20 protein-coding genes are annotated in these 18,739 nt (G+C 58.0%); 17 read left to right on the forward strand and 3 right to left on the reverse strand.

Going from position 1 to position 18,739, the window contains the following annotated elements; translation table 11 throughout:
* Window positions 1-69: 69 nt before the first annotated feature.
* Complete coding sequence (gene rpoS / locus EJA71_RS25805) at window positions 70-1,080, forward strand: RNA polymerase sigma factor RpoS (RefSeq protein WP_129389857.1); 1,011 nt, start codon at window positions 70-72, stop codon at window positions 1,078-1,080.
* Between the two features lie 488 nt (window positions 1,081-1,568).
* Here the strand turns inward: rpoS and fdxA are convergent, their stop codons facing one another.
* Together fdxA and mutS are read right to left on the reverse strand one after the other, a co-directional pair.
* Complete coding sequence (gene fdxA / locus EJA71_RS25815; RefSeq protein WP_064393166.1) at window positions 1,569-1,892, reverse strand: ferredoxin FdxA; 324 nt, start codon at window positions 1,890-1,892, stop codon at window positions 1,569-1,571.
* 163 nt (window positions 1,893-2,055) lie between these two features.
* A complete protein-coding gene (gene mutS, locus EJA71_RS25820) occupies window positions 2,056-4,626 on the reverse strand; it encodes a DNA mismatch repair protein MutS (protein WP_178113751.1) in 2,571 nt (856 codons plus the stop codon).
* Between the two features lie 251 nt (window positions 4,627-4,877).
* Between mutS and EJA71_RS25825 the strand changes: the two genes are divergently transcribed.
* The 4 genes from EJA71_RS25825 to EJA71_RS25840 all read left to right on the forward strand — a co-directional run bounded on the left by EJA71_RS25825 (window position 4,878) and on the right by EJA71_RS25840 (window position 7,247).
* On the forward strand, window positions 4,878-5,627 hold the full coding sequence (locus EJA71_RS25825; RefSeq protein ID WP_158960676.1) for a DNA-binding protein: 750 nt from the start codon (window positions 4,878-4,880) through the stop codon (window positions 5,625-5,627).
* Window positions 5,594-6,085 (forward strand): hypothetical protein, encoded by a 492-nt coding sequence (locus EJA71_RS25830; protein ID WP_158960678.1) that lies wholly within the window; start codon window positions 5,594-5,596, stop codon window positions 6,083-6,085. The genes EJA71_RS25825 and EJA71_RS25830 overlap by 34 nt, the downstream gene beginning before the upstream one ends.
* 556 nt (window positions 6,086-6,641) lie before the next feature.
* A complete protein-coding gene (locus EJA71_RS25835; protein WP_158960681.1) occupies window positions 6,642-7,022 on the forward strand; it encodes a DUF1090 family protein in 381 nt (126 codons plus the stop codon).
* A 42-nt stretch (window positions 7,023-7,064) separates the two neighbouring features.
* A complete protein-coding gene (locus tag EJA71_RS25840) occupies window positions 7,065-7,247 on the forward strand; it encodes a hypothetical protein (protein WP_158960684.1) in 183 nt (60 codons plus the stop codon).
* Window positions 7,248-7,353: 106 nt separating this feature from the next.
* Here EJA71_RS25840 and EJA71_RS25845 read toward each other — a convergent pair whose 3' ends face one another.
* The gene (locus tag EJA71_RS25845; RefSeq protein ID WP_158960687.1) at window positions 7,354-8,514 is read right to left on the reverse strand and encodes an acyltransferase; all 1,161 of its coding nucleotides are present in this window, start codon (window positions 8,512-8,514) and stop codon (window positions 7,354-7,356) included.
* A 289-nt stretch (window positions 8,515-8,803) separates the two neighbouring features.
* Between EJA71_RS25845 and EJA71_RS25850 the strand changes: the two genes are divergently transcribed.
* The 12 genes from EJA71_RS25850 to EJA71_RS25905 all read left to right on the forward strand — a co-directional run bounded on the left by EJA71_RS25850 (window position 8,804) and on the right by EJA71_RS25905 (window position 18,737).
* On the forward strand, window positions 8,804-9,538 hold the full coding sequence (locus tag EJA71_RS25850) for an XRE family transcriptional regulator (protein WP_158960761.1): 735 nt from the start codon (window positions 8,804-8,806) through the stop codon (window positions 9,536-9,538).
* A gap of 552 nt (window positions 9,539-10,090) precedes the next feature.
* Window positions 10,091-10,513, forward strand: a complete 423-nt coding sequence (locus tag EJA71_RS25855) for a tail fiber assembly protein (protein WP_158960690.1) — start codon at window positions 10,091-10,093, stop codon at window positions 10,511-10,513.
* 169 nt (window positions 10,514-10,682) lie between these two features.
* Window positions 10,683-11,021 carry a phage holin family protein gene (locus EJA71_RS25860; RefSeq protein WP_158960693.1) on the forward strand — a complete coding sequence of 113 codons (339 nt, stop codon included), beginning with the start codon at window positions 10,683-10,685 and terminating at the stop codon, window positions 11,019-11,021.
* Window positions 11,022-11,091: 70 nt separating this feature from the next.
* The gene (locus EJA71_RS25865) at window positions 11,092-11,604 is read left to right on the forward strand and encodes a hypothetical protein (RefSeq protein ID WP_158960696.1); all 513 of its coding nucleotides are present in this window, start codon (window positions 11,092-11,094) and stop codon (window positions 11,602-11,604) included.
* Between the two features lie 3 nt (window positions 11,605-11,607).
* Entirely contained in the window at window positions 11,608-12,216 is a 609-nt protein-coding gene (locus EJA71_RS25870) for a phage baseplate assembly protein V (protein ID WP_158960699.1), read from the forward strand.
* Window positions 12,217-12,230: 14 nt separating this feature from the next.
* Entirely contained in the window at window positions 12,231-12,563 is a 333-nt protein-coding gene (locus tag EJA71_RS25875) for a phage baseplate protein (protein ID WP_007908814.1), read from the forward strand.
* Window positions 12,560-13,555 carry a baseplate J/gp47 family protein gene (locus EJA71_RS25880; RefSeq protein WP_158960702.1) on the forward strand — a complete coding sequence of 332 codons (996 nt, stop codon included), beginning with the start codon at window positions 12,560-12,562 and terminating at the stop codon, window positions 13,553-13,555. Before EJA71_RS25875 ends, EJA71_RS25880 begins: the two co-directional genes overlap by 4 nt.
* A complete protein-coding gene (locus EJA71_RS25885; protein WP_158960705.1) occupies window positions 13,552-14,187 on the forward strand; it encodes a phage tail protein I in 636 nt (211 codons plus the stop codon). The genes EJA71_RS25880 and EJA71_RS25885 overlap by 4 nt, the downstream gene beginning before the upstream one ends.
* Window positions 14,188-17,406, forward strand: coding sequence for a tail fiber protein (locus EJA71_RS27650; protein ID WP_256671823.1), 3,219 nt, complete (start codon window positions 14,188-14,190; stop codon window positions 17,404-17,406).
* Window positions 17,403-17,939 carry a DUF4376 domain-containing protein gene (locus tag EJA71_RS25895; RefSeq protein ID WP_256671824.1) on the forward strand — a complete coding sequence of 179 codons (537 nt, stop codon included), beginning with the start codon at window positions 17,403-17,405 and terminating at the stop codon, window positions 17,937-17,939. Before EJA71_RS27650 ends, EJA71_RS25895 begins: the two co-directional genes overlap by 4 nt.
* Before the next feature lie 104 nt (window positions 17,940-18,043).
* Window positions 18,044-18,454 carry a phage tail protein gene (locus tag EJA71_RS25900; protein ID WP_158960708.1) on the forward strand — a complete coding sequence of 137 codons (411 nt, stop codon included), beginning with the start codon at window positions 18,044-18,046 and terminating at the stop codon, window positions 18,452-18,454.
* Between the two features lie 97 nt (window positions 18,455-18,551).
* Window positions 18,552-18,737 carry a hypothetical protein gene (locus tag EJA71_RS25905; RefSeq protein WP_158960712.1) on the forward strand — a complete coding sequence of 62 codons (186 nt, stop codon included), beginning with the start codon at window positions 18,552-18,554 and terminating at the stop codon, window positions 18,735-18,737.
* Window positions 18,738-18,739 lie beyond the last annotated feature (2 nt).

Genomic DNA, 18,739 nt, shown 5'->3' on the forward strand with positions numbered 1-18,739 from the left:
GGCTCCAGCGCTGCCAAGGATAAAGGCGTCGCTTGAGCTTGGGGTCGAACTCACCAAAGGACTATAACAATGGCTCTCAGTAAAGAAGTGCCGGAGTTTGACATCGACGATGAGGTTCTCCTTATGGAGACCGGCATCGATTCGGATTCTTCGATGTCGAATGATGAAGGGGCTGCTCCACCTTCCGTTCGTTCCAAATCCAAACACTCCGCTTCACTTAAACAACATAAGTACATCGACTACACGCGGGCACTTGATGCCACGCAGTTGTATCTCAACGAAATCGGCTTTTCCCCACTGCTCTCCCCGGAGGAAGAAGTTCATTTTGCGCGACTGTCGCAAAGTGGCGATCCGGCCGGGCGCAAGCGCATGATTGAAAGTAACCTGCGACTGGTGGTGAAAATCGCCCGGCGTTACGTCAATCGGGGGCTGTCGCTGCTGGATCTGATCGAAGAGGGCAACCTCGGATTGATCCGCGCGGTGGAAAAGTTCGATCCCGAGCGCGGCTTCCGCTTCTCGACCTACGCGACCTGGTGGATTCGTCAAACCATCGAGCGCGCGATCATGAATCAGACCCGGACCATCCGGCTGCCGATTCATGTGGTCAAGGAACTCAACGTGTACCTGCGGGCTGCGCGAGAGCTGACGCAAAAACTCGACCACGAACCTTCACCCGAAGAAATCGCCAACCTGCTGGAAAAACCGGTGGGTGAGGTCAAGCGCATGCTGGGCCTGAACGAACGGGTTTCTTCGGTCGACGTCTCGCTGGGTCCGGATTCGGATAAAACCCTGCTGGACACCCTCACCGATGATCGTCCGACCGATCCGTGCGAACTGCTGCAGGATGACGACCTGTCGCAAAGCATTGATCAATGGCTGTCTGAGTTGACCGACAAGCAACGCGAGGTGGTGATACGCCGCTTCGGTCTGCGCGGTCATGAGAGCAGCACGCTGGAAGATGTCGGCCTGGAGATCGGCCTGACCCGTGAGCGGGTGCGGCAGATCCAGGTGGAAGGCCTCAAGCGCCTTCGTGAAATTCTCGAGAAGAATGGCCTGTCGAGCGAGTCGCTGTTCCAGTAAGCGCCTCAAACGACCGCCCGCAAAAAGCCCCGACTGGTTCGGGGCTTTTTGTTTTCCGGGAAAGCCATTGGTCTGATCGAGACCGATGTAGTCATTCGCTGTAAGCCAATGCTTACTGTTTCGTAAGTGTTCGTTATTTTTACTCTGCGGAAGACGACGATCATGCTCAAGCTAAGTATTTAACTCGTTGATTTTCATGTTTATTTTCTAATGTGAAAGGCATATTACGTCGCGTTTCAGCGTGGAGGACTGATTGCTCTCGTCAGGGAACTCTTTAGTATCCGGGTTGTGTCGACGGACAGACACGCCCCTCAAGGAAGAGGGGGAAGCACATCGCAGGAAGCGATTCATCAGGACGATGAAAAGGAATACAGGGAATAGGGAAAAATGTGGGCGGGTCATACCGCCCCTTTTTTTGCCTGCAGAAAAGTAAAACGCAGAAAAGCAAAAAGGCCCGCGAGGGGCCTTTTATTCGAGCGCGCGACAGATCAGCGTTCGAGGTCTTTGATCTTGCCTTTGACGCCATCCCACTCTTCGGCATCCGGCAGCGATTCTTTCTTCTCGGTGATATTTGGCCAGATTTCAGCCAGATCAACGTTCAGCTGAATGAATTCCTGCATGTCCTCTGGGACTTCGTCCTCGGAGAAAATGGCAACGGCCGGGCATTCTGGTTCGCACAGGGCGCAGTCGATGCACTCATCCGGGTGAATCACCAGGAAGTTCGGGCCTTCGTAAAAGCAGTCCACCGGACACACTTCTACGCAGTCGGTGTACTTGCACTTGATGCAGTTGTCGGTGACGACGAAGGTCATTTCTAATTTTCTCCTCAGGCGGCGGCAGCGTTGCCCCTTCACGGTTGGGGTCGCCAGGTTCGGGAGCGATACCTGCTGGCCAGGCTATTAGCCAGCAGCATCCCAAACCGCGCGAGATTCTAACAGCTTGAAGCGGTTTGCGTTATATCCGCTTCTTCAGTGCTTATATCCGGTTCTTCAGTGCATAGAGCATTTCGAGCGCTTGGCGTGGGGTCAGGTCATCCAGATCGACTTTCGCCAACTCATCCAGCACCGGATGCGGCAGGCTGGCGAACATGTCGCTTTGCTGCGGCGTCGACGGTTTGCCCTTGGCGGCGGGTTTAGGCGCCTCATGAGGCAGAGCGGTGTCTTCCAGTCGGCTCAAGTGCTCGCGCGCGCGCACGATCACTTCGCTCGGCACGCCGGCCAATTGCGCCACCGCCAGACCGTAGCTTTGGCTCGCCGGCCCCGGCAGCACGTGGTGCAGGAACACGATGCGTTCGTTGTGCTCGGTCGCATTGAGGTGCACGTTGGCCACCAGCGGCTCGGCTTCCGGCAATACCGTCAGCTCGAAATAGTGAGTGGCAAACAAAGTATAGGCGCGCAGCTGCGCCAGACGCTCGGCGGCCGCCCACGCCAGCGACAGGCCGTCGAAGGTGCTGGTGCCGCGACCGACTTCGTCCATCAGCACCAGACTGCGCTCGGTCGCGTTGTGCAGGATGTTGGCGGTTTCGCTCATTTCGACCATGAAGGTCGAGCGGCCGCCGGCGAGGTCATCGCTGGAGCCGATTCGGGTAAAGATGCGGTCCACCAATGACAATTCGCAACTGGCGGCCGGCACGAAGCTGCCGATATGCGCCAACAGCACAATCAACGCGGTCTGGCGCATGTAAGTGGATTTACCGCCCATGTTCGGGCCGGTGATTACCAGCATGCGCGTGTTGTCATCGAGGCTCAGGTCGTTGGCCACGAACGGCGTGGTCAGCACTTGCTCGACCACCGGGTGACGGCCCTGAGTGATGCGCATGCACGGCTCGCTGACGAACCGCGGGCAATTCAGATCAAGGTTCAGCGCACGCTCGGCGAGGTTGCTCAGTACGTCGAGTTCGGCCAACGCACCGGCGGTGTCCTGCAATGGCGGGAGCTGGCTGATCAGATCTTCCAGCAGCGCTTCGTAGAGCATCTTCTCGCGGGCGAGGGCGCGGCTCTTGGCCGACAGCGCCTTGTCTTCGAACTCCTTCAGCTCCGGCGTGATGAAGCGCTCGGCGCCCTTGAGGGTCTGGCGACGGATGTAATCCGCCGGGGCCGATTCCGCCTGCTTGCTCGGCAGCTCGATGAAGTAGCCGTGAATGCGGTTGTAGCCGACCTTCAGGTGGCTCAAGCCCGTGCGCGCCTTTTCCCGTGCTTCCAGATCGATGAGGAACTGGCCGGCGTTTTCGCTCAGCGATTGCAGCTCGTCGAGTTCACTGTCGTAACCGGTTTTGAGCACGCCGCCGTCACGGATCACCGCCGGCGGGTTATCGATAATGGCTTTTTCCAGCAATGCTGCCAGTTCCGGGTAAGTGCTGGTGGTGGTCGCCAGCGCTTGCAGGTGTGGCGCTTCCAGATCGGTCATCGCCACTTGCAGTTCGGGCAAGGCGCCAAGCGCGTCGCGCAGGCGAGCAAGGTCACGGGGACGCGCATTGCGCAAACCGATTCGCGCGAGAATCCGCTCGATGTCACCAATTTCCTTGAGCTGCGGTTGCAGCTTTTCGAAGCGATAGCGATCGAGCAGGCAAGTGATCGAGGTCTGGCGCGCGAGCAACACGGTCAAGTCGCGCAATGGCCGGTTCAGCCAACGGGTCAGCAAACGGCTGCCCATGGCGGTCTGGCAGCGATCGACCACCGATTGCAGGGTGTTGTCACGGCCACCGGCGAGGTTGGTGTCGAGTTCCAGGTTACGGCGGCTAGCGCCATCCAGAACCACGGTGTCGTCGAGACGTTCATGACGCAGGCTGCGCAAATGCGGCAGGGCGGTGCGCTGGGTTTCCTTGGCATAGGCCAACAGGCAGCCCGCAGCGCCGATTGCCAGGGTCAGGTTCTCGCAACCAAAGCCTTTCAGGTCCTGGGTGGAGAATTGCTGGCAAAGGCTCTTCAGCGCCGAGTCACGCTCGAAATCCCACGGCGCGCGACGGCTGACGCCACGGCGTTTTTCCGCCGGCAGATCACGTGGCCAGTCATCCGGGATCAGCAGTTCCACCGGGTTGACCCGCTCCAGTTCCGCCAGCAGATTTTCCCAACCTTTGATTTCCGACACGCTGAAGCTGCCGCTGGTGATGTCCAGCACGGCCAGACCGAACAAGCGCTCGTCACCCAGTAGGGCGGCAATCAGGTTGTCGCGGCGCTCGTCGAGCAGCGCCTCGTCACTGACCGTGCCCGGCGTGAGAATACGCACCACCTGACGTTCGACCGGACCTTTGCTGGTCGCCGGGTCCCCGACCTGCTCACAGATCACCACCGACTCGCCGAGCTTGACCAGTTTCGCCAGATAGCCTTCCGCCGCGTGGTAAGGAATCCCACACATCGGAATCGCCTGCCCCGCCGACTGCCCGCGCGCGGTCAGGGTGATGTCCAGCAACTTGGCAGCCTTCTTCGCGTCTTCATAGAAGATCTCGTAGAAGTCGCCCATGCGGTAGAACATCAGCTGATCCGGGTGCTGATTCTTCAGGCGCCAGTACTGCTGCATCATCGGAGTGTGGGAGGACAGGTCTGAAATAGCTTTATTCATCAGGGGTTTAGCTTTACCGGAATGAGTGACAAGGCAAAAACGGGGGCATTCACATCTTCGAAATGGCGGTTGTTTGCCAGCGATGCGACCCGTGGGTTGATTCAGTGGAGCCGAGTATGAAGTTTTTTTGAGGTGGATGCAGCAACGCGCCGCCGCTCGGGTTGGCATTGTGTCCTATAGTGCCGAAAAGCTATCGAATGATCGGAATTCGTGGATGGCAGGTCAGGTGAGGACACAGTTTGGAACAGTCAGAGGGCATCGGCTCAGGAGCATCATCGAGCGATTGTTTCTACGATGCGGAAAAAATGACCCTCAGTCGGGCAGGGCGATCAGCCTGTCTGGGCAGCAATGAAAGTGATCTGTTACTGGCATTGATCGCCGGCGTCACCGATAAAGAACAACTGATCTCGCGAGTCTGGGGTGATCGCGGCCTGGTGATTTCCGACAGCAGTTACTACAAAACCCTGCACATGCTTCGCGCACATTTCGCCGACGTGGGTTTGCCAAGGGACAGCCTCAAGACTTTGCCACGCCGCGGCGTGGTGCTGCTGTGTGAGATCCGGTTGGTCAGCGCTGAGGTTGCGGAGCCTGAGTCCGAGACGGCACTGTCAGTGCCTGACGAGCAGGCGTCCATCACCATAACGCAGTCGTCGCGCCGCTATTGGCGCTATCTGTTGCCCGCAATCGTAGTCCCCGCGATTGTTCTTCCGCTGTTTTACGCGTACTTGATCATCAGGAAACCCGCCGACCTGGAAGAGTGGAAACTCATCTGGCAGGAAGGCGAGGCGAAGTTGTATGTGGAAGAAAGTGAAAAGATGTCCAAGGAGCAAATTGTAAAAGCACTCAGCGAGTTCGAGCCGCCCATTGAACTGTCCGACACCAATTACTACGTGCGAAAGCCGCTCTCCCAGTTATTGATCAAGTGCGTCAAGCCTGAAAGTAAAGGGGAGGCCATATGCGTGAACTACCAGCTCGTTGGAAAAAAATAATCGCGTTGTCGGCCGTTTCTTCGGTGTTGATTTTCGGCGCATTGATCATCAGCTATTTTTATTTGATCAATCGTGATATTCCGCGTGCGCCATGTTTCGCTTCGATCGACTTTGTACATACCCCTGACCACAAAGTTCGTTGGCATGGCGTCGGTGATATGACGATTGATCCGAAAGAAGGTGCTCTTTATGTGTATTACGTGGTGAAAACGCCCGAGGGTAAAGTTGTTACCTTTGACCGCAAATTTGAGATTGCATTTACTCATCTCGACACTTCCAGGTTTCTGTTCAAAACGCGATCCATTGTGAAGTTTGATGCCGACACGGCAGGAGATGAACTGCCCTTTATGGAAAGAGGTTTCCAAGGCGGTATGGTCACCTTCAATTACTTCTCTGATACCGAGTATTACTACAACATCAACAATCTCATCAATGGCGTCTGCCACGTCCCGCGCTAGCGAAAACCCAAGGGTGCAAGGCCCTGGAGCGAATGAGTAAGACTGAGTAAGACGCCAGTAAGGCCTCGACGACCCTGCGTTGTTAATGTGATTCGCGTCAAGCCAACAGCCTCTGCGACTGTACCGAAGAGTCAGCGCAGCAGGCTGTTTTTATTGTCTTGAAGAATGTGATGACGTTTACGGTGTTAGGGGGGTTATCGATGCTCTGGTTTTGTGTGCGCAGTTCTCATGGGGTTCAAGCCCCGGCCTGGAAACGATCCATTGCCATTAATAGAGAGGGCACTGTATTTGTTGCAGCGGCAATTGGTGGCAAAGAGAAAGACGTGAGTCTATCCACGCTGTCTGACCGTACGCCGGTGTTACTGTGTTTTGATCATGTTTATGTGCCAATGGCGTGGATGGTCGAGCACTTCCCAACGTGCAAGGCATGCTGTCGCGAAATGGTCTCAGCCGCCTTACACGGTCTACAGAAAATCTTGAATTGCCGTGATGCCTGGAACCGCGTTAGTTATTTCTGCGGCCGTTCTGGTGAGAAGCGTTATCTGAGGTTCGTTTGATGAAGTTGGGTATTTTTTGCAGCCTGACGCTGACGGTCAGTTGCTTTTTAATCGCTGAATGTTCGTTCGCCGACTCGCACCAAAGTTGCGCCGAGCGCCGCATTGAACTTGTTCGGCAAATAGAGCGCGCGGAGGCGGCGGATTATGTTTATCGCAAGGCCGGCCTGGAGCAGGCGCTGGCCAATGTCGAGCGTTACTGTCGCGAGCCCTCTGCAGAGGATGAGCACGAAAGGGCTATTCAGAAGGCCGAAGCGGAAGTTCGGCGCAGACAAAACCATCTGAAGGCGGCGCGTCAGTACGGTGATGTGAAAGTCGTCAAGAAGCATGAAGCCAGACTCGAGCGGGCCGAATCCAGGCTGCAAAGGCTGTTGAATGAGTAAGGGATCGGCTGGGTGATTTATCGTTGAACGTGGAAACTCAATATGAAAAGCGTACTTGTCTTTACCTCAGTCTTCACAACGGCTGTGCTGCTTTCTGGCTGCACCGCCACCGATTGGGTGCACGCCGCGGGCGGCATCATGAGCGCCAAAGACGATTATCAGAAAAAAGCCAGGAATGATCGGCTCAAGCGCGCCAATGCGGCGGCACGTCGAGTCAAAGGCTGAGCTGGTTGAACGCGTAGCGGACATTTGATCCGCACAAGCGCAGTGTCAGGCGCAGGCGAGGGCAAAAATGCGTGGTGCCACAACGCTTTTTGCCCTTACGCGACATTCAAGCCACTGCGAATCGGGACTTGAGGTTGCGCGACAATTTCTCGCCGTGCCTTCTCATCGGGTTTTCGATGTAGCGGTAGTTGAATTCGGAAAACAACAAAGTGATCGCGACAAAAACACCGATATACAACGCTGTGTATCCACCGCCGAAAGGCGTTGGCTGCGTGTCGCCAGGTGCGGCAAAGAACCAATGCCTGACCAGCGACAGCGCAATGACGTGCGTCAGATAGATGGCGTAGGAGCGCGAGCCGATATAGTTGCACAAGGCTGCCAAGGCGCGGTTGGGCGTCAGATAATCCTTGTTGTAGCTCGCGATCCAGACCAGCAAACCTGAGCCGACAGCGGTCAGTCCCATGGCGAAAGGCAGGGGTGGGTTAGGGGCGGTCAGCGCGGCAAGGAGCCAGATCATCGCCGCCAGTAGCAGCACAACGGCTGCCTTGTTTTTCAGGAAGGTCGGTTCCAGGCGCTGGTAACTTTCGCTGCCGTGCCACAGGGCCAACAACACACCCAGGGAAATGGCGTCGGTACGGAACGCCCACAACTCGGGCGTAGGGCGAATCAGTTGCCGGGTCAGAAAGAACTGCGCCAGGAATACCGCAATGAATACCGCAGGCATCCAGCGCCGACCGGCCAGCACCGCGATGATCGGCAGCACCAGATAAAACTGGTTTTCCAGAGAAAGGCTCCAGTAAATCCCGGCATCACCCAGCGTACCGGTGTCTCGGCTGACGGCATACACCACATTCATGTACTGCAAGGCAGCGGCGAGGGCGGAGTGGACGAAAATCTCCAACTGCAAAAACACCCCTTTGCCGCCGTACAGATAAGACAGCAGCAGCGATACCGCAATCCAGAACAGGGCCGATGGCATCAGTCGCCAGAACCGCCTGACCCAGAACGGCACGCTCAACTCCAGCAGGTCACGAAAGCTTCGGCTGGCTGGAATCTCACCGGCAATCGATTTGGTAATGATGAACCCGGAAACGCAGAAAAAAATATCCACGCCGTAGCCGAATCGATAGTCCGCCAGCACGTTCCAGTAGAGCGATTGCGGGGACAGGATCAAGGCAATGTGGGCAAAGATGACAAGGACAATCGCCAGCGCACGCAACGCTTCAATGTCGCTGTTCTTGCGCTGTTTTACATGGGGTGTGGTCATGGTTGGCTCAGTGTTGATCGATCGCTCGACTGTCCAGTCCTGCAGGCTGGGCCAGAGGCGACAGTTGCTTGTTCCGGGCTGAAATCGTTTCAGCGTCGGATTTGAAGGAGGCTGGATTTAAATAAGATTGTTCTGATGAGCTTGTAGGAAGTTTCCTAATTGGCGCTAGGTTACCACGGCTCATTAGCACGTCGCAGCCGTGAAACGATTGGGTGCCGATGAGTCTTTATGCGTGATTTATGCAAATCAGCATTTGTGTTCGCAAAAGAGTTCAAGCACTATGCACGTTATGCAAAAACGCAACGTAGCCTCCGTCTTAAGAGCACTGCTCGACCAGCACGGGATCTCCCCCACGGAGCTCCACCGTCGCACCGGCGTGCCTCAATCCACTCTCTCGCGGATTCTCAGCGGGAAGATCGTCGATCCCTCGGATAAACACATTTCGAAGATTGCCGAGTACTTCAATGTCAGTACCGATCAGTTGCGCGGGCGCGCGGATGTCGCGCAGGCGGCAGGCGCCACGCGTGATGCCGTACACGCGGAACTCAAGGACATAATGCTGTGGGACGACGACACGCCTGTCGATGATGACGAAGTATCGGTGCCGTTCCTTCGCGAGGTTGAATTGGCAGCAGGATCAGGAAGATTCGTCATTGAAGAGAGCGAGCGCTCTAGCCTGCGCTTCGGCAAGCGCAGCCTGCGCCATAACGGTGTGCAGTTCGACCAGGCCAAATGCGTGACCGTGCGTGGCAACAGCATGTTGCCGGTGCTGCGTGATGGCGCCACCGTCGGTGTCAACGCGGGCAAGTGCGGCATCGGCGACATCATTGATGGCGACCTGTATGCGATCAATCACAATGGTCAGTTACGGGTGAAGCAACTCTACCGCTTGCCGACCGGCATTCGTCTGCGCAGCTTCAATCGCGATGAACATCCGGACGAGGACTACAGCTTCCATGAGATCCAGGAAGAGCAGATCGTCATCCTCGGACACGTCTTCTGGTGGGGCATGTACGCCCGCTGATCTGATCGACTTCAAATGAAACCCGCCCTCTCGGCGGGTTTTTTTTCGCCTGCAGAAAACCCTCAAAGCCTTGCTGGACGGGGTCTCCATGCGTCTGTGCATTTTAAGTGCATAAATAAATGCATTTATGCATTGACTGTATATGCATCCATGCATATTCTTGCTACCAAGCCGCTCGACAAAGCGGCTGGCAAGAAAGCTCTTTAGTTCCACAAGAACAGGCAGCGATGAACCGGCCTAAACGGTTCAGAGGGTTGGCAACTGACCCGGGTGTGCAGCGTAAAGCACCAGAAGCAGTTATCCGGCGGGCAGGGACCGCGGTCGGAAAAACAATATGAACGGACTCGTACCGCGCCAGTAGCGCCGAAAAGTCAGCTTCCTTCTTGGACACAGGATTTGAAGGAAGGCGAAGGAGCGCATTACTGAAAAGCCCGGTGCATCGTGGCCGGGCTTTTCGGAATGCCTGCCTGAGGCTCAAACATCGCCATCCATTGCCGCAGGCACTGCATGTCGACAAGTCGTTCAACCAGCCACTCTGAAAAGGAAAACACCATGCGCCGATATGGACGTGTTGATCAGGATCGAATCGTCGAGTTCTTCGAAACTGACGGTGACATCACGCAAATGTTTCACCCCAGCATCATCTGGGCAGAAGTGACCGACCACCCCGAAGTGCAACTGGGTTGGGTCGCGACCAAAACCGACGGTGTCTGGACATTCGCCGCCTACGTGCCGCCGCCACCGACCGAGCAAGAGCTGATCGATCAAGCGCAATTGCAGAAATGGCAATTGTTGAACGCAGCGGCCAACTGGCTGCTGCTCAACTCCTTGCAGTTCAAGGCTGACATTAACGTCGCCACGCCTGACGAGCAGTCAAAGTTGTTGGCGCACAAGCTCTATTCGATTGCCGTCAGCGACATCGACAAACAACCGGGCTACCCGGCGACGATCGTCTGGCCAGTTGCCCCTTACTGAAGAGCTCAAAACCGTACCTTTTTCCCTGGCCTGAGTGTCGGTCTGATTGTTCTGGTCTGCATTACTGAAAAGCCCGGCCGCCGCGCCGGGCTTTTTGGAATGCCTACCTCAAGAGAACCCGATTGAACCCAACACACACCACTCATCAATCACCCCCAGGAGGCGTGACATGACAAACGAGCAACAAGCGTTGGCGGACATGCCGATCTGGCTAGTCATCCTCTTCGCCGTCGTCGGCGGGGTGTCCGGCGAAATGTGGCGCGCCGACAAAGAGGGCGCTCGTGGCTGGCCACTGCTGCGGCGGCTGGCATTGCGCTCTGGCGCCTGCATGATCTGCGGCGTGTCGGCGATCATGCTGCTGTATGCCGCCGGCATGTCGATCTGGGCCGCTGGCGCCTTCGGCTGCCTCACCGCAATGGCCGGTGCCGACGTGGCCATCGGTCTGTACGAACGCTGGGCCGCCAAGCGCATCGGCGTCTGCGAAGTTCCACCCCGCGACCAGCCTTAACCTTGAATGTCATTCGTGCCGCCCTTTGGGCGGCAGGGCTGCGCGTGGACGATTGAAAAGGAGGTCATGTATGCCCACACCGATCCAACAGCCGTCGCAATTGTTCACCGCCATCGCGACGACGCTGCGCAACACCGCCGGGCTCAATATCAGCGTCGGCAATCACGACGATTTCACGGCGCCAGGCGATCAGGCCTGGGTGCTGATCGACTTCGACCGCAATGCATCAGGAGTGCGTGCCGCTGACGGGCGTATCGCTCATGTCATGACGGTGTCGCTGCAAGTCATTCCAGCGCTTTCTGCGACCGCGTTTGCCGCGTGCGATCTGATTGCCGTGCTGAAAAACCTGATCACCGATAACCGCTGGAACTTGCCCGCTGATCAATGTGATTTGCCGACCAACATCGATGGCTTGCCGTCATTGTTCGGCGAGCAATTCAAGGCCTGGACCCTGACGTTCGAGCAGACCCTCTACCTCGGTCCGACCTTGCTTGACGACCCGCTCGGCACGCCAAAATTCGCCCGCACCTGGGAGGTCAGCAACATCGACGATCCCGATCAATACACCGCGCTGGAGGGCTGACCGATGTTCGACGCATTACTGCGCATGCAACTGGGCCCGCTCATCGAGCGCCTGGCGGAAATGGAAGCGGAGATCGAAGACCTGAACCGCCGCGCCGAGAGCTTCTGCCGCATCGGCATTTGCCAGACGGTCGATGCAGCGAGCAACACCTGTCAGGTCAGCCACGGCGGCTTGCTGACGCCGGCCATCAAGTTCTTCAACCCGAGTGCCGGGGCGCAGAGCGAATCGCGGATCCCGAGCGTGGGCGAGCAGTGCTTGCTGTTCAACTACGGCAGCGGCGAAAGCGGCGCGCAGAGCGTGGCTTTGTTCGGTTTGAACAGTGACCGTTTTCCACCGGCCTCGACGGTGCCGACGTTGACTCGTCGTGTACATCAGGACGGCAGCGAAAGCGGCTACGACGACGCCACCCACACCCTGCACTGGCAGAACGGCCCGGCCGCTTTCAGCGGTTCTCGTGAAGCGCTGGAACTGAGCATCGGCCCGGCGCAACTGACCATGACGCCACAAGCGATCAACCTGCAACTGGGCGCTGTCGGCCTGACCATCGACGCCTCCGGCGTGCACTTCAGCGGCCCATTGGTCGATCACCAGGGCCGCGTCATCAGCCCCTGATTCAAGAGTTTCCCATGATCGGAATCGATAGAGACAGCGGGGCCACGGTCGACGACTGGCTGCAGTTTGTGCAGCGCGCGACCCGGGCCCTGACCACGCCGCTGGGCACCCGGCAAAAACGGCCCTTGTACGGATCGCTGATCCCCTCGCTGTTGGGGCAGAACCTCGGTGACGACGTCTTGCTGCTAGCGCAGAGCCACGCGGCGCAAGCGTTCTACAACGCGCAAAACGGCATCAGTGATTTTCAGCCGCAAGTGATCGTCGCCAGCCGTCAGGGCGCTGGACTGCTGCTGCGCTTCGCCGGCACCTGGAAAAACCGTCAACAAACCTTCGAGGTCGTGACATGAGCATGTTGATTCCCGGGCAGAACCAACTGGCCGAACCTTCGCTGATCACCGTCGAGGCCTTTGAGGATTTGCTCGCCGAGTTCAAGGCGTTCGTCATCGAATACGTCGCTGCGCGCTCGCCGGACAGCGCGGCAAAACTCAAGACCAGTCTCGACAACGAAAGCGAGTTGCTGACCCTGGCGCTGGAAGCCTTTTGCGTCCGGCTGCAAACCCACGAACGCAAATACAACGCACGTATCAAGCAGATGCTGGCGTGGTGGGCGACGGGCAGCAACCTCGATGCGCGACTGGCCGACATGGGCCTTGAGCGGCAATTGCTGGATGCCGGCGACCCGGCCGCATTCCCACCGGTGCCGGCGATTTATGAAAGCGACGACGATGCGCGGTTGCGCTATTACCTGGCGCCCCATGCACCGGCGGCGGGTTCGCGAATGCAGTATCGCCGCGAAGTGTTCACCCTCGGTGAGCGGCCAACGGTGAGCGTCGAATCCAGCGATGCCGGGGTTGTGAACGTCACGTACACCTTCAACCCGGACGGCCTCGCCGCGCAGGTCAAGGATGGCAATGGCCGCCGCACCGCGCCCGGCGAAGTGCAAGTCACGGTGCTGGCGCGAGAGGGCGACGGCACAGCGTCCGAAACCTTGCTCGACGGTGTGCGGCAGCATTTCGCACGGCCCGATGTGCGACCGGAAACCGACCTCGTCACCGTCAAGTCTGCCGACATTCAGCGCTACAAAATTCGCGTCGTCGCCAAGATCAATTCCGGCCCTGATTCCGGCCTGACAAAAGTCGCGGCGCAGCAGCAATTACAGGCCTACGCTGACAGCTGTCATCGCCTCGAAGGCCGGGTCGATCCGAGCTGGATCGACTTCACGCTGCACAGCGCCGGCGCCGTGCAATTGCAGATTCTTGAACCGCTGGCGCCGATCGTGACCTCGGCGTTTCAAGCGCCGTACTGCACGGCGGTTGAAGTCGAGGTGCTGACGCTATGAGTGAAACAACTCAGCGCCCGACGCTGTTGCCCGCCAACAGCTCGACCCCCGAACGCGGGCTGGATCTGGGCTTCGCTGCATTGCTGGATCGCATCGCGCCGCCGTTCCCCGAATTGATGAACCCCAGCGAAACGCCGGTCGCTTTTCTGCCGTATCTGGCAGCGGATCGGGGTGTCGCCGAATGGAGCACCGATGCGCCGGAAGCGGAAAAACGCCTGACCGTCGAATTAGCCTGGCCCACGGCGCGTCAGGCCGGCATTCGCAAGGCGCTGGAAAACGCCGCCAAGGGTTTGCAACTGCGCCCGGAAATCCGCGCCTGGTACGAACAGACACCGCCCGGCGCGCCGTACAGCTTTTCCGTGCGCGCCTTCAGCGAACAACCCTATAGCGAAGCCATCGACGCCCGTCTCGACCGACGCCTGGCCGATGCGAAAAGCGAGCGGGATGTGCTGACGGTCTCGGTGGGGCTCAGCGCGTTCGGCAATCACGTCATCGGCGCCGCGACGTTCTGCGGTGAGCTGACCACGGTTTATCCGATCGTCATCGAAGGGCTCGAAACCTCGGGCGAAGCGTTCATGGCGGCGGCGCTCTACACCGTCGAAACATCCACTATTTATCCTCAGGGGGCCTGAATGGCTGACTATTACACCCTGCTCACCAACGCAGGGATTGCCTACGAAACGGCGTGCAAAGCCGCAGGCACGCCGATCAAGTTGACGCAGATTTCCGTCGGCGACGGCGGCGGCACGGTCTACAACCCGGCGGCCACCGCCACCGCGCTGAAACGCGAAGTCTGGCGTGGTCCGCTCAATGCGCTGTTCCAGGACGAGAAAAATCCGAGCTGGCTGCTCGCCGAAGTGACCATTCCGCCAGATGTTGGCGGCTGGTATGTGCGCGAAGCAGGGCTGTGGACCGACACCGGGATTCTCTACGCCATCGTCAAATACCCGGAGTCGTTCAAACCGGTTCTGGCAACGTCGGGTTCCGGTAAAGAGTTCTACATTCGCTCGATTTTCGAAACGAGTAATGCATCGCTGGTGACGTTGCAGATTGACGACACCGTGGTCAAAGCCACGCGTGCCTGGGTCATGAGTTATCTCGCCGAAGAACTCGGCAAACTGGATGGCAAACAATCGGTGCGGGTCGCTGCGACTGGCAATGTCGTGCTGAACGGCGCGCAGCAGATTGACGGTGTCGCCGTGGTCGCTGGTGACCGTGTGCTATTGCCGAGTCAAACACTGGCCAAGGACAACGGCTTGTGGGTTGTTGCCAATGGTGACTGGGTGCGGGCGACGGATGCCAACAGCAACGCCAAGGTCACGCCGGGCCTGACGGTCATGGTCGAGGAGGGTACGGCGAACGGAGATTCGCTGTGGCACCTGACCACCAACGCGCCGATCACCCTCGGCACAACTGCGCTGACGTTCAAGATGCTCGCCGGTCGTACCGGGATTGCTGCCGGGACTTACAAGAGCCTGACGGTTGATGAATATGGCCGGGCGACGGCGGGTGCGAATCCTGAAACGTTGGCTGGATTTGGCATCAAGGATTCGTATACCAAGGCTGAAGTTGAAGCGCTGATCGCCAAAGCATCGGCGTTGCCGGTGGGTTCGATTGTCGCGTTTCCGGTTGATGCACCACCGCCGGGTTTTCTCGAGCTGGATAACAGCGTCAAGAGCAGCGAGACGTACCCGGACTTGAGTGCTTATCTGGGCGGCAAGTTTGATAAGGGTGATGAGGGCGTAGGAAACTTCCGTTTGCCTGAGGCGCGTGGGGAATTCTTGCGTGGTTGGGATCATGGACGAGGCGTCGATGCTGGCCGTGTAGTTGGCTCGCCCCAAAAGGGTACGGTAACTACTTTTGACAGTAATCCTAATCCGAACCTCACGGTCGAAGTTGTGCAGGCATCGGTGGCGGCTGCGCAAGCGGATGTATTTATTTCCGCTGACTATCCTGGAGTAGCCAGGACCTATACGACTTCGGGGGTTGTAACCTCATCGATACTGGCGGATGGCGGAGTTGTAAGACCGCGCAACATCGCCGTCATGTGGTGCATCAAAGCCTGGAACGCCCCGGTCAATCAGGGAAACATCGACGTAGCAGCACTGGTCAAGGAAGTATCGCGGCTCGGATCAGCCGTCCCAGTCGGTGCGGTAATGGCTTTCCCTACAGGTATCGTTCCACCCGGTTTTCTGGAGCTGGATGGCAGTGTGCAGAGCATTGCGACTTATCCGGATCTGGCTGCGTACCTAGGCGCCACCTACAACAAAGGTGATGAAGGTGCAGGCAGCTTCCGGCTGCCGGATTCCCGCGGCGAATTCCTGCGTGGTTGGGATCATGGGCGTGGCGTTGATGCAGATCGCACGGTGGGTAGCTGGCAGAAGGGCACGCTGGTCAGTTATGACACTTCAGCCGGTGGTGCAGGCATTCAGGCGCCGAGAACAACGGCGGCGTCGGCGGACACCATTGCTTCATTTGGTGCGGATACTGTGGCAGCCGGGCTTTACCCAGGTGTTGCAGAGTCTGGCGTTCCTTCTACTGCGGCACCGCTTGGCTCAGCCTCTGTCTATGGCTCTGCTCGTCCACGCAACCTCGCGGTCATGTGGTGCATCAAAGCCTGGAACGCGCCGATCAATCAGGGAAACATCGACATTGCCGCGTTGGCCAAGGATGTGGAACAGGTTAAATCCACCGTTCCGGTGGGCGCCGTTCTGGCCTTCCCTACAGGCACCGTGCCGGCAGGTTTTCTCGAACTGAATGGCAGTGTGCAAAGCATTGCAACTTATCCAGACCTTGCCTCATACCTCGGCACTACCTACAACAAAGGCGATGAAGGCGCGGGTAATTTCCGACTGCCGGAATCGCGTGGTGAGTTCCTGCGTGGCTGGGACCATGGGCGCGGTGTGGACGCTGGTCGTTTGATCGGCAGCTTGCAGGCTGATGCATTGCAAGAGCATTGGCACACCGTGCTGACACCTGGCAGCGGCTCAGTGATGCCGACAGACGGCAACATCACCACGTTCGATTTTCCGACTGTTCCATACTACAAGGGCGGCTTGGTTAACGGCAGGATTCTCGCTACAGGAGCGGCCGGCGCTCGGCTGGCGTCTGAGACCCGCTCTCGCAACATCGCGGTCATGTGGTGCATCAAGGCCTGGAGCGCACCGGTCAATCAGGGAAACATCGACATCGCCGAGCTGGCCGCGCGAACAGGTCGGTATCTCGGCACGCAGGTTATCACTTCAACAGCTCAATACATTCCCACCCCCGGTATGAAGAAAGTTCGCATCAGGGCAATCGGCGGCGGTGGTGGTAGCGGTGGAACTGCCGCAACAGGCGCCGCAGCAAGCTCGGCTTCCGGTGGTGGTGCGGGCGGCAGTTGGGCTGAAGGCTGGTTTGCTGCAAGCGAAATCGGCGCAGGCCTGTTTGTCTCTGTAGGCGAGGGTGGGGCGGGTGGTTCGGCTGGAGCTGCCGGCCAGCCCGGTGGCAGTACGACTGTTGGAACTTTGATGGCCTGCCCTGGGGGAGGTGGATCAAGTCCGAGCACTTCGGTATCGACCAGTATCTCCGGGCTTTGGGGCGCAGGAATACCGGGGTTGCCTGCCCAGGGTGGAACCGTGTTCAACGGTGCAGGGATGTCTGGCGGATATGGCATCTCCACCAATGGCTCGACTCTGGCTGGAACTGGCGGGAGTTCACCTTTCGGAGGTGGCGGCTATGTTGCTGCAAGCGCTAAACCAGGATCTGGTTACGGCTCTGGTGCCAGTGGCTCCCCTGTCGGGCCTTCGAGTGTCGCCAGACCAGGCGCGGCCGGTGCCAATGGCGTGGCAATCTTCGAGGAATATGCATGAAAACCTACGCATGGATCTGTGACGATATCGTCGCAGAATTGAAGCAGCTGGATGATGACGTCTGCGCCGAGTTTCATCCCGCATTTACTTGGGTTCAAGTACCTGAGGGGGTCATGCCGGCGCGTGGCTGGTCAGCCGTCGAATCGGGGACTGAATGGACGTTTACCCCGCCGTCCGACCCAGTTCTGTCGAAACCTGAAGTGCAAGCGTTGATCGCTGAGCAACGCTATGTGCAGGAGGCTGCGGGCGTCATCGTCAATGAGCTGCAGATCGATACTTCACGTGACAGCCAGTCGCTGATTGCCAGCACTGGACTCTCAGCGATTCTCGACCCGAGTTACCGCTGCAACTTCAAAACACTCAACGGTTTCGTCGAGATCGACGCCGGCCAGATTCTCGCCATTGCCAAAGCGGTCCGCGCACACGTTCAAGCGTGTTTTGATCGTGAACTTGAGTTGCTGCAGGCAGTTGAAGCGAGCACCTATTCGGACGTGATGCTCAACGAAGGCTGGCCGGACCCTGCGCCAGTGTGACCCGTCCCAGTGCCTCAACAAACGCCCCACACCTTGGGGCGTTTTCCTATCTGGCTATCCAGCCGGGTCGATTAGATTGTTGGTTATCAAACAAGGAAGAACCTATGTTTTATTCGAAATCCACTGGCGGTTTTTACAATCCTGCCATTAACACCAACATTCCAAGCGATGCTGTTGAAATCACGCAAGAGTATTGGATGGAATTATTGAACGGCCAGTCTAGCGGCAAGATCATCGTCGCGAATGATGACGGCTACCCGGTGCTGATTGATCCTCCGGGGCAACTGGAAGCGTTTGAACGTGCATGGCGCAACGTGCAACTGGCAAGCACTGACAGCGTTGTGACCCGTTACCGCGATGAAGTGGAGCGTTGGCCGACGCTGCTGACGCCAGCGCAATACATCGAGTTGCAAACGTACCGTCGCGCGCTTCGTATCTGGCCGGTGGGCGGCGAGTCGCCCTTGAGCGAACACCGGCCGGCAGCGCCGGAATGGCTCGCCAGCCTGCCTGATTAAAAACGCCCCGCACTGTCGGGGCGTTTTTTTGCCCGCTGATCAGCAATTTGGCCCCTTCCTCAAACGAAGGGGCTTTTTCGTCTCTGGAGAAACCTATATGGCAAACCGCCAAACCTACACCGTGCTCGTCCCATTCCCCACCGGCGGTGGGCACTGGTCGAGCATCGGCCAAGACCTTGATCTGCTTGACGTCGAAGCGAGTGCCTTGCACTTCGCCGGTCGACTGGAACTGAAAACCCAATCCACCCAGGCCAAAAAGGCCGCTGCCAAGAAGGCTGACTGAAC

Origin of the sequence: Pseudomonas sp. PB106, from assembly GCF_009764645.1 — a bacterium.
Taxonomy (GTDB): domain Bacteria; phylum Pseudomonadota; class Gammaproteobacteria; order Pseudomonadales; family Pseudomonadaceae; genus Aquipseudomonas.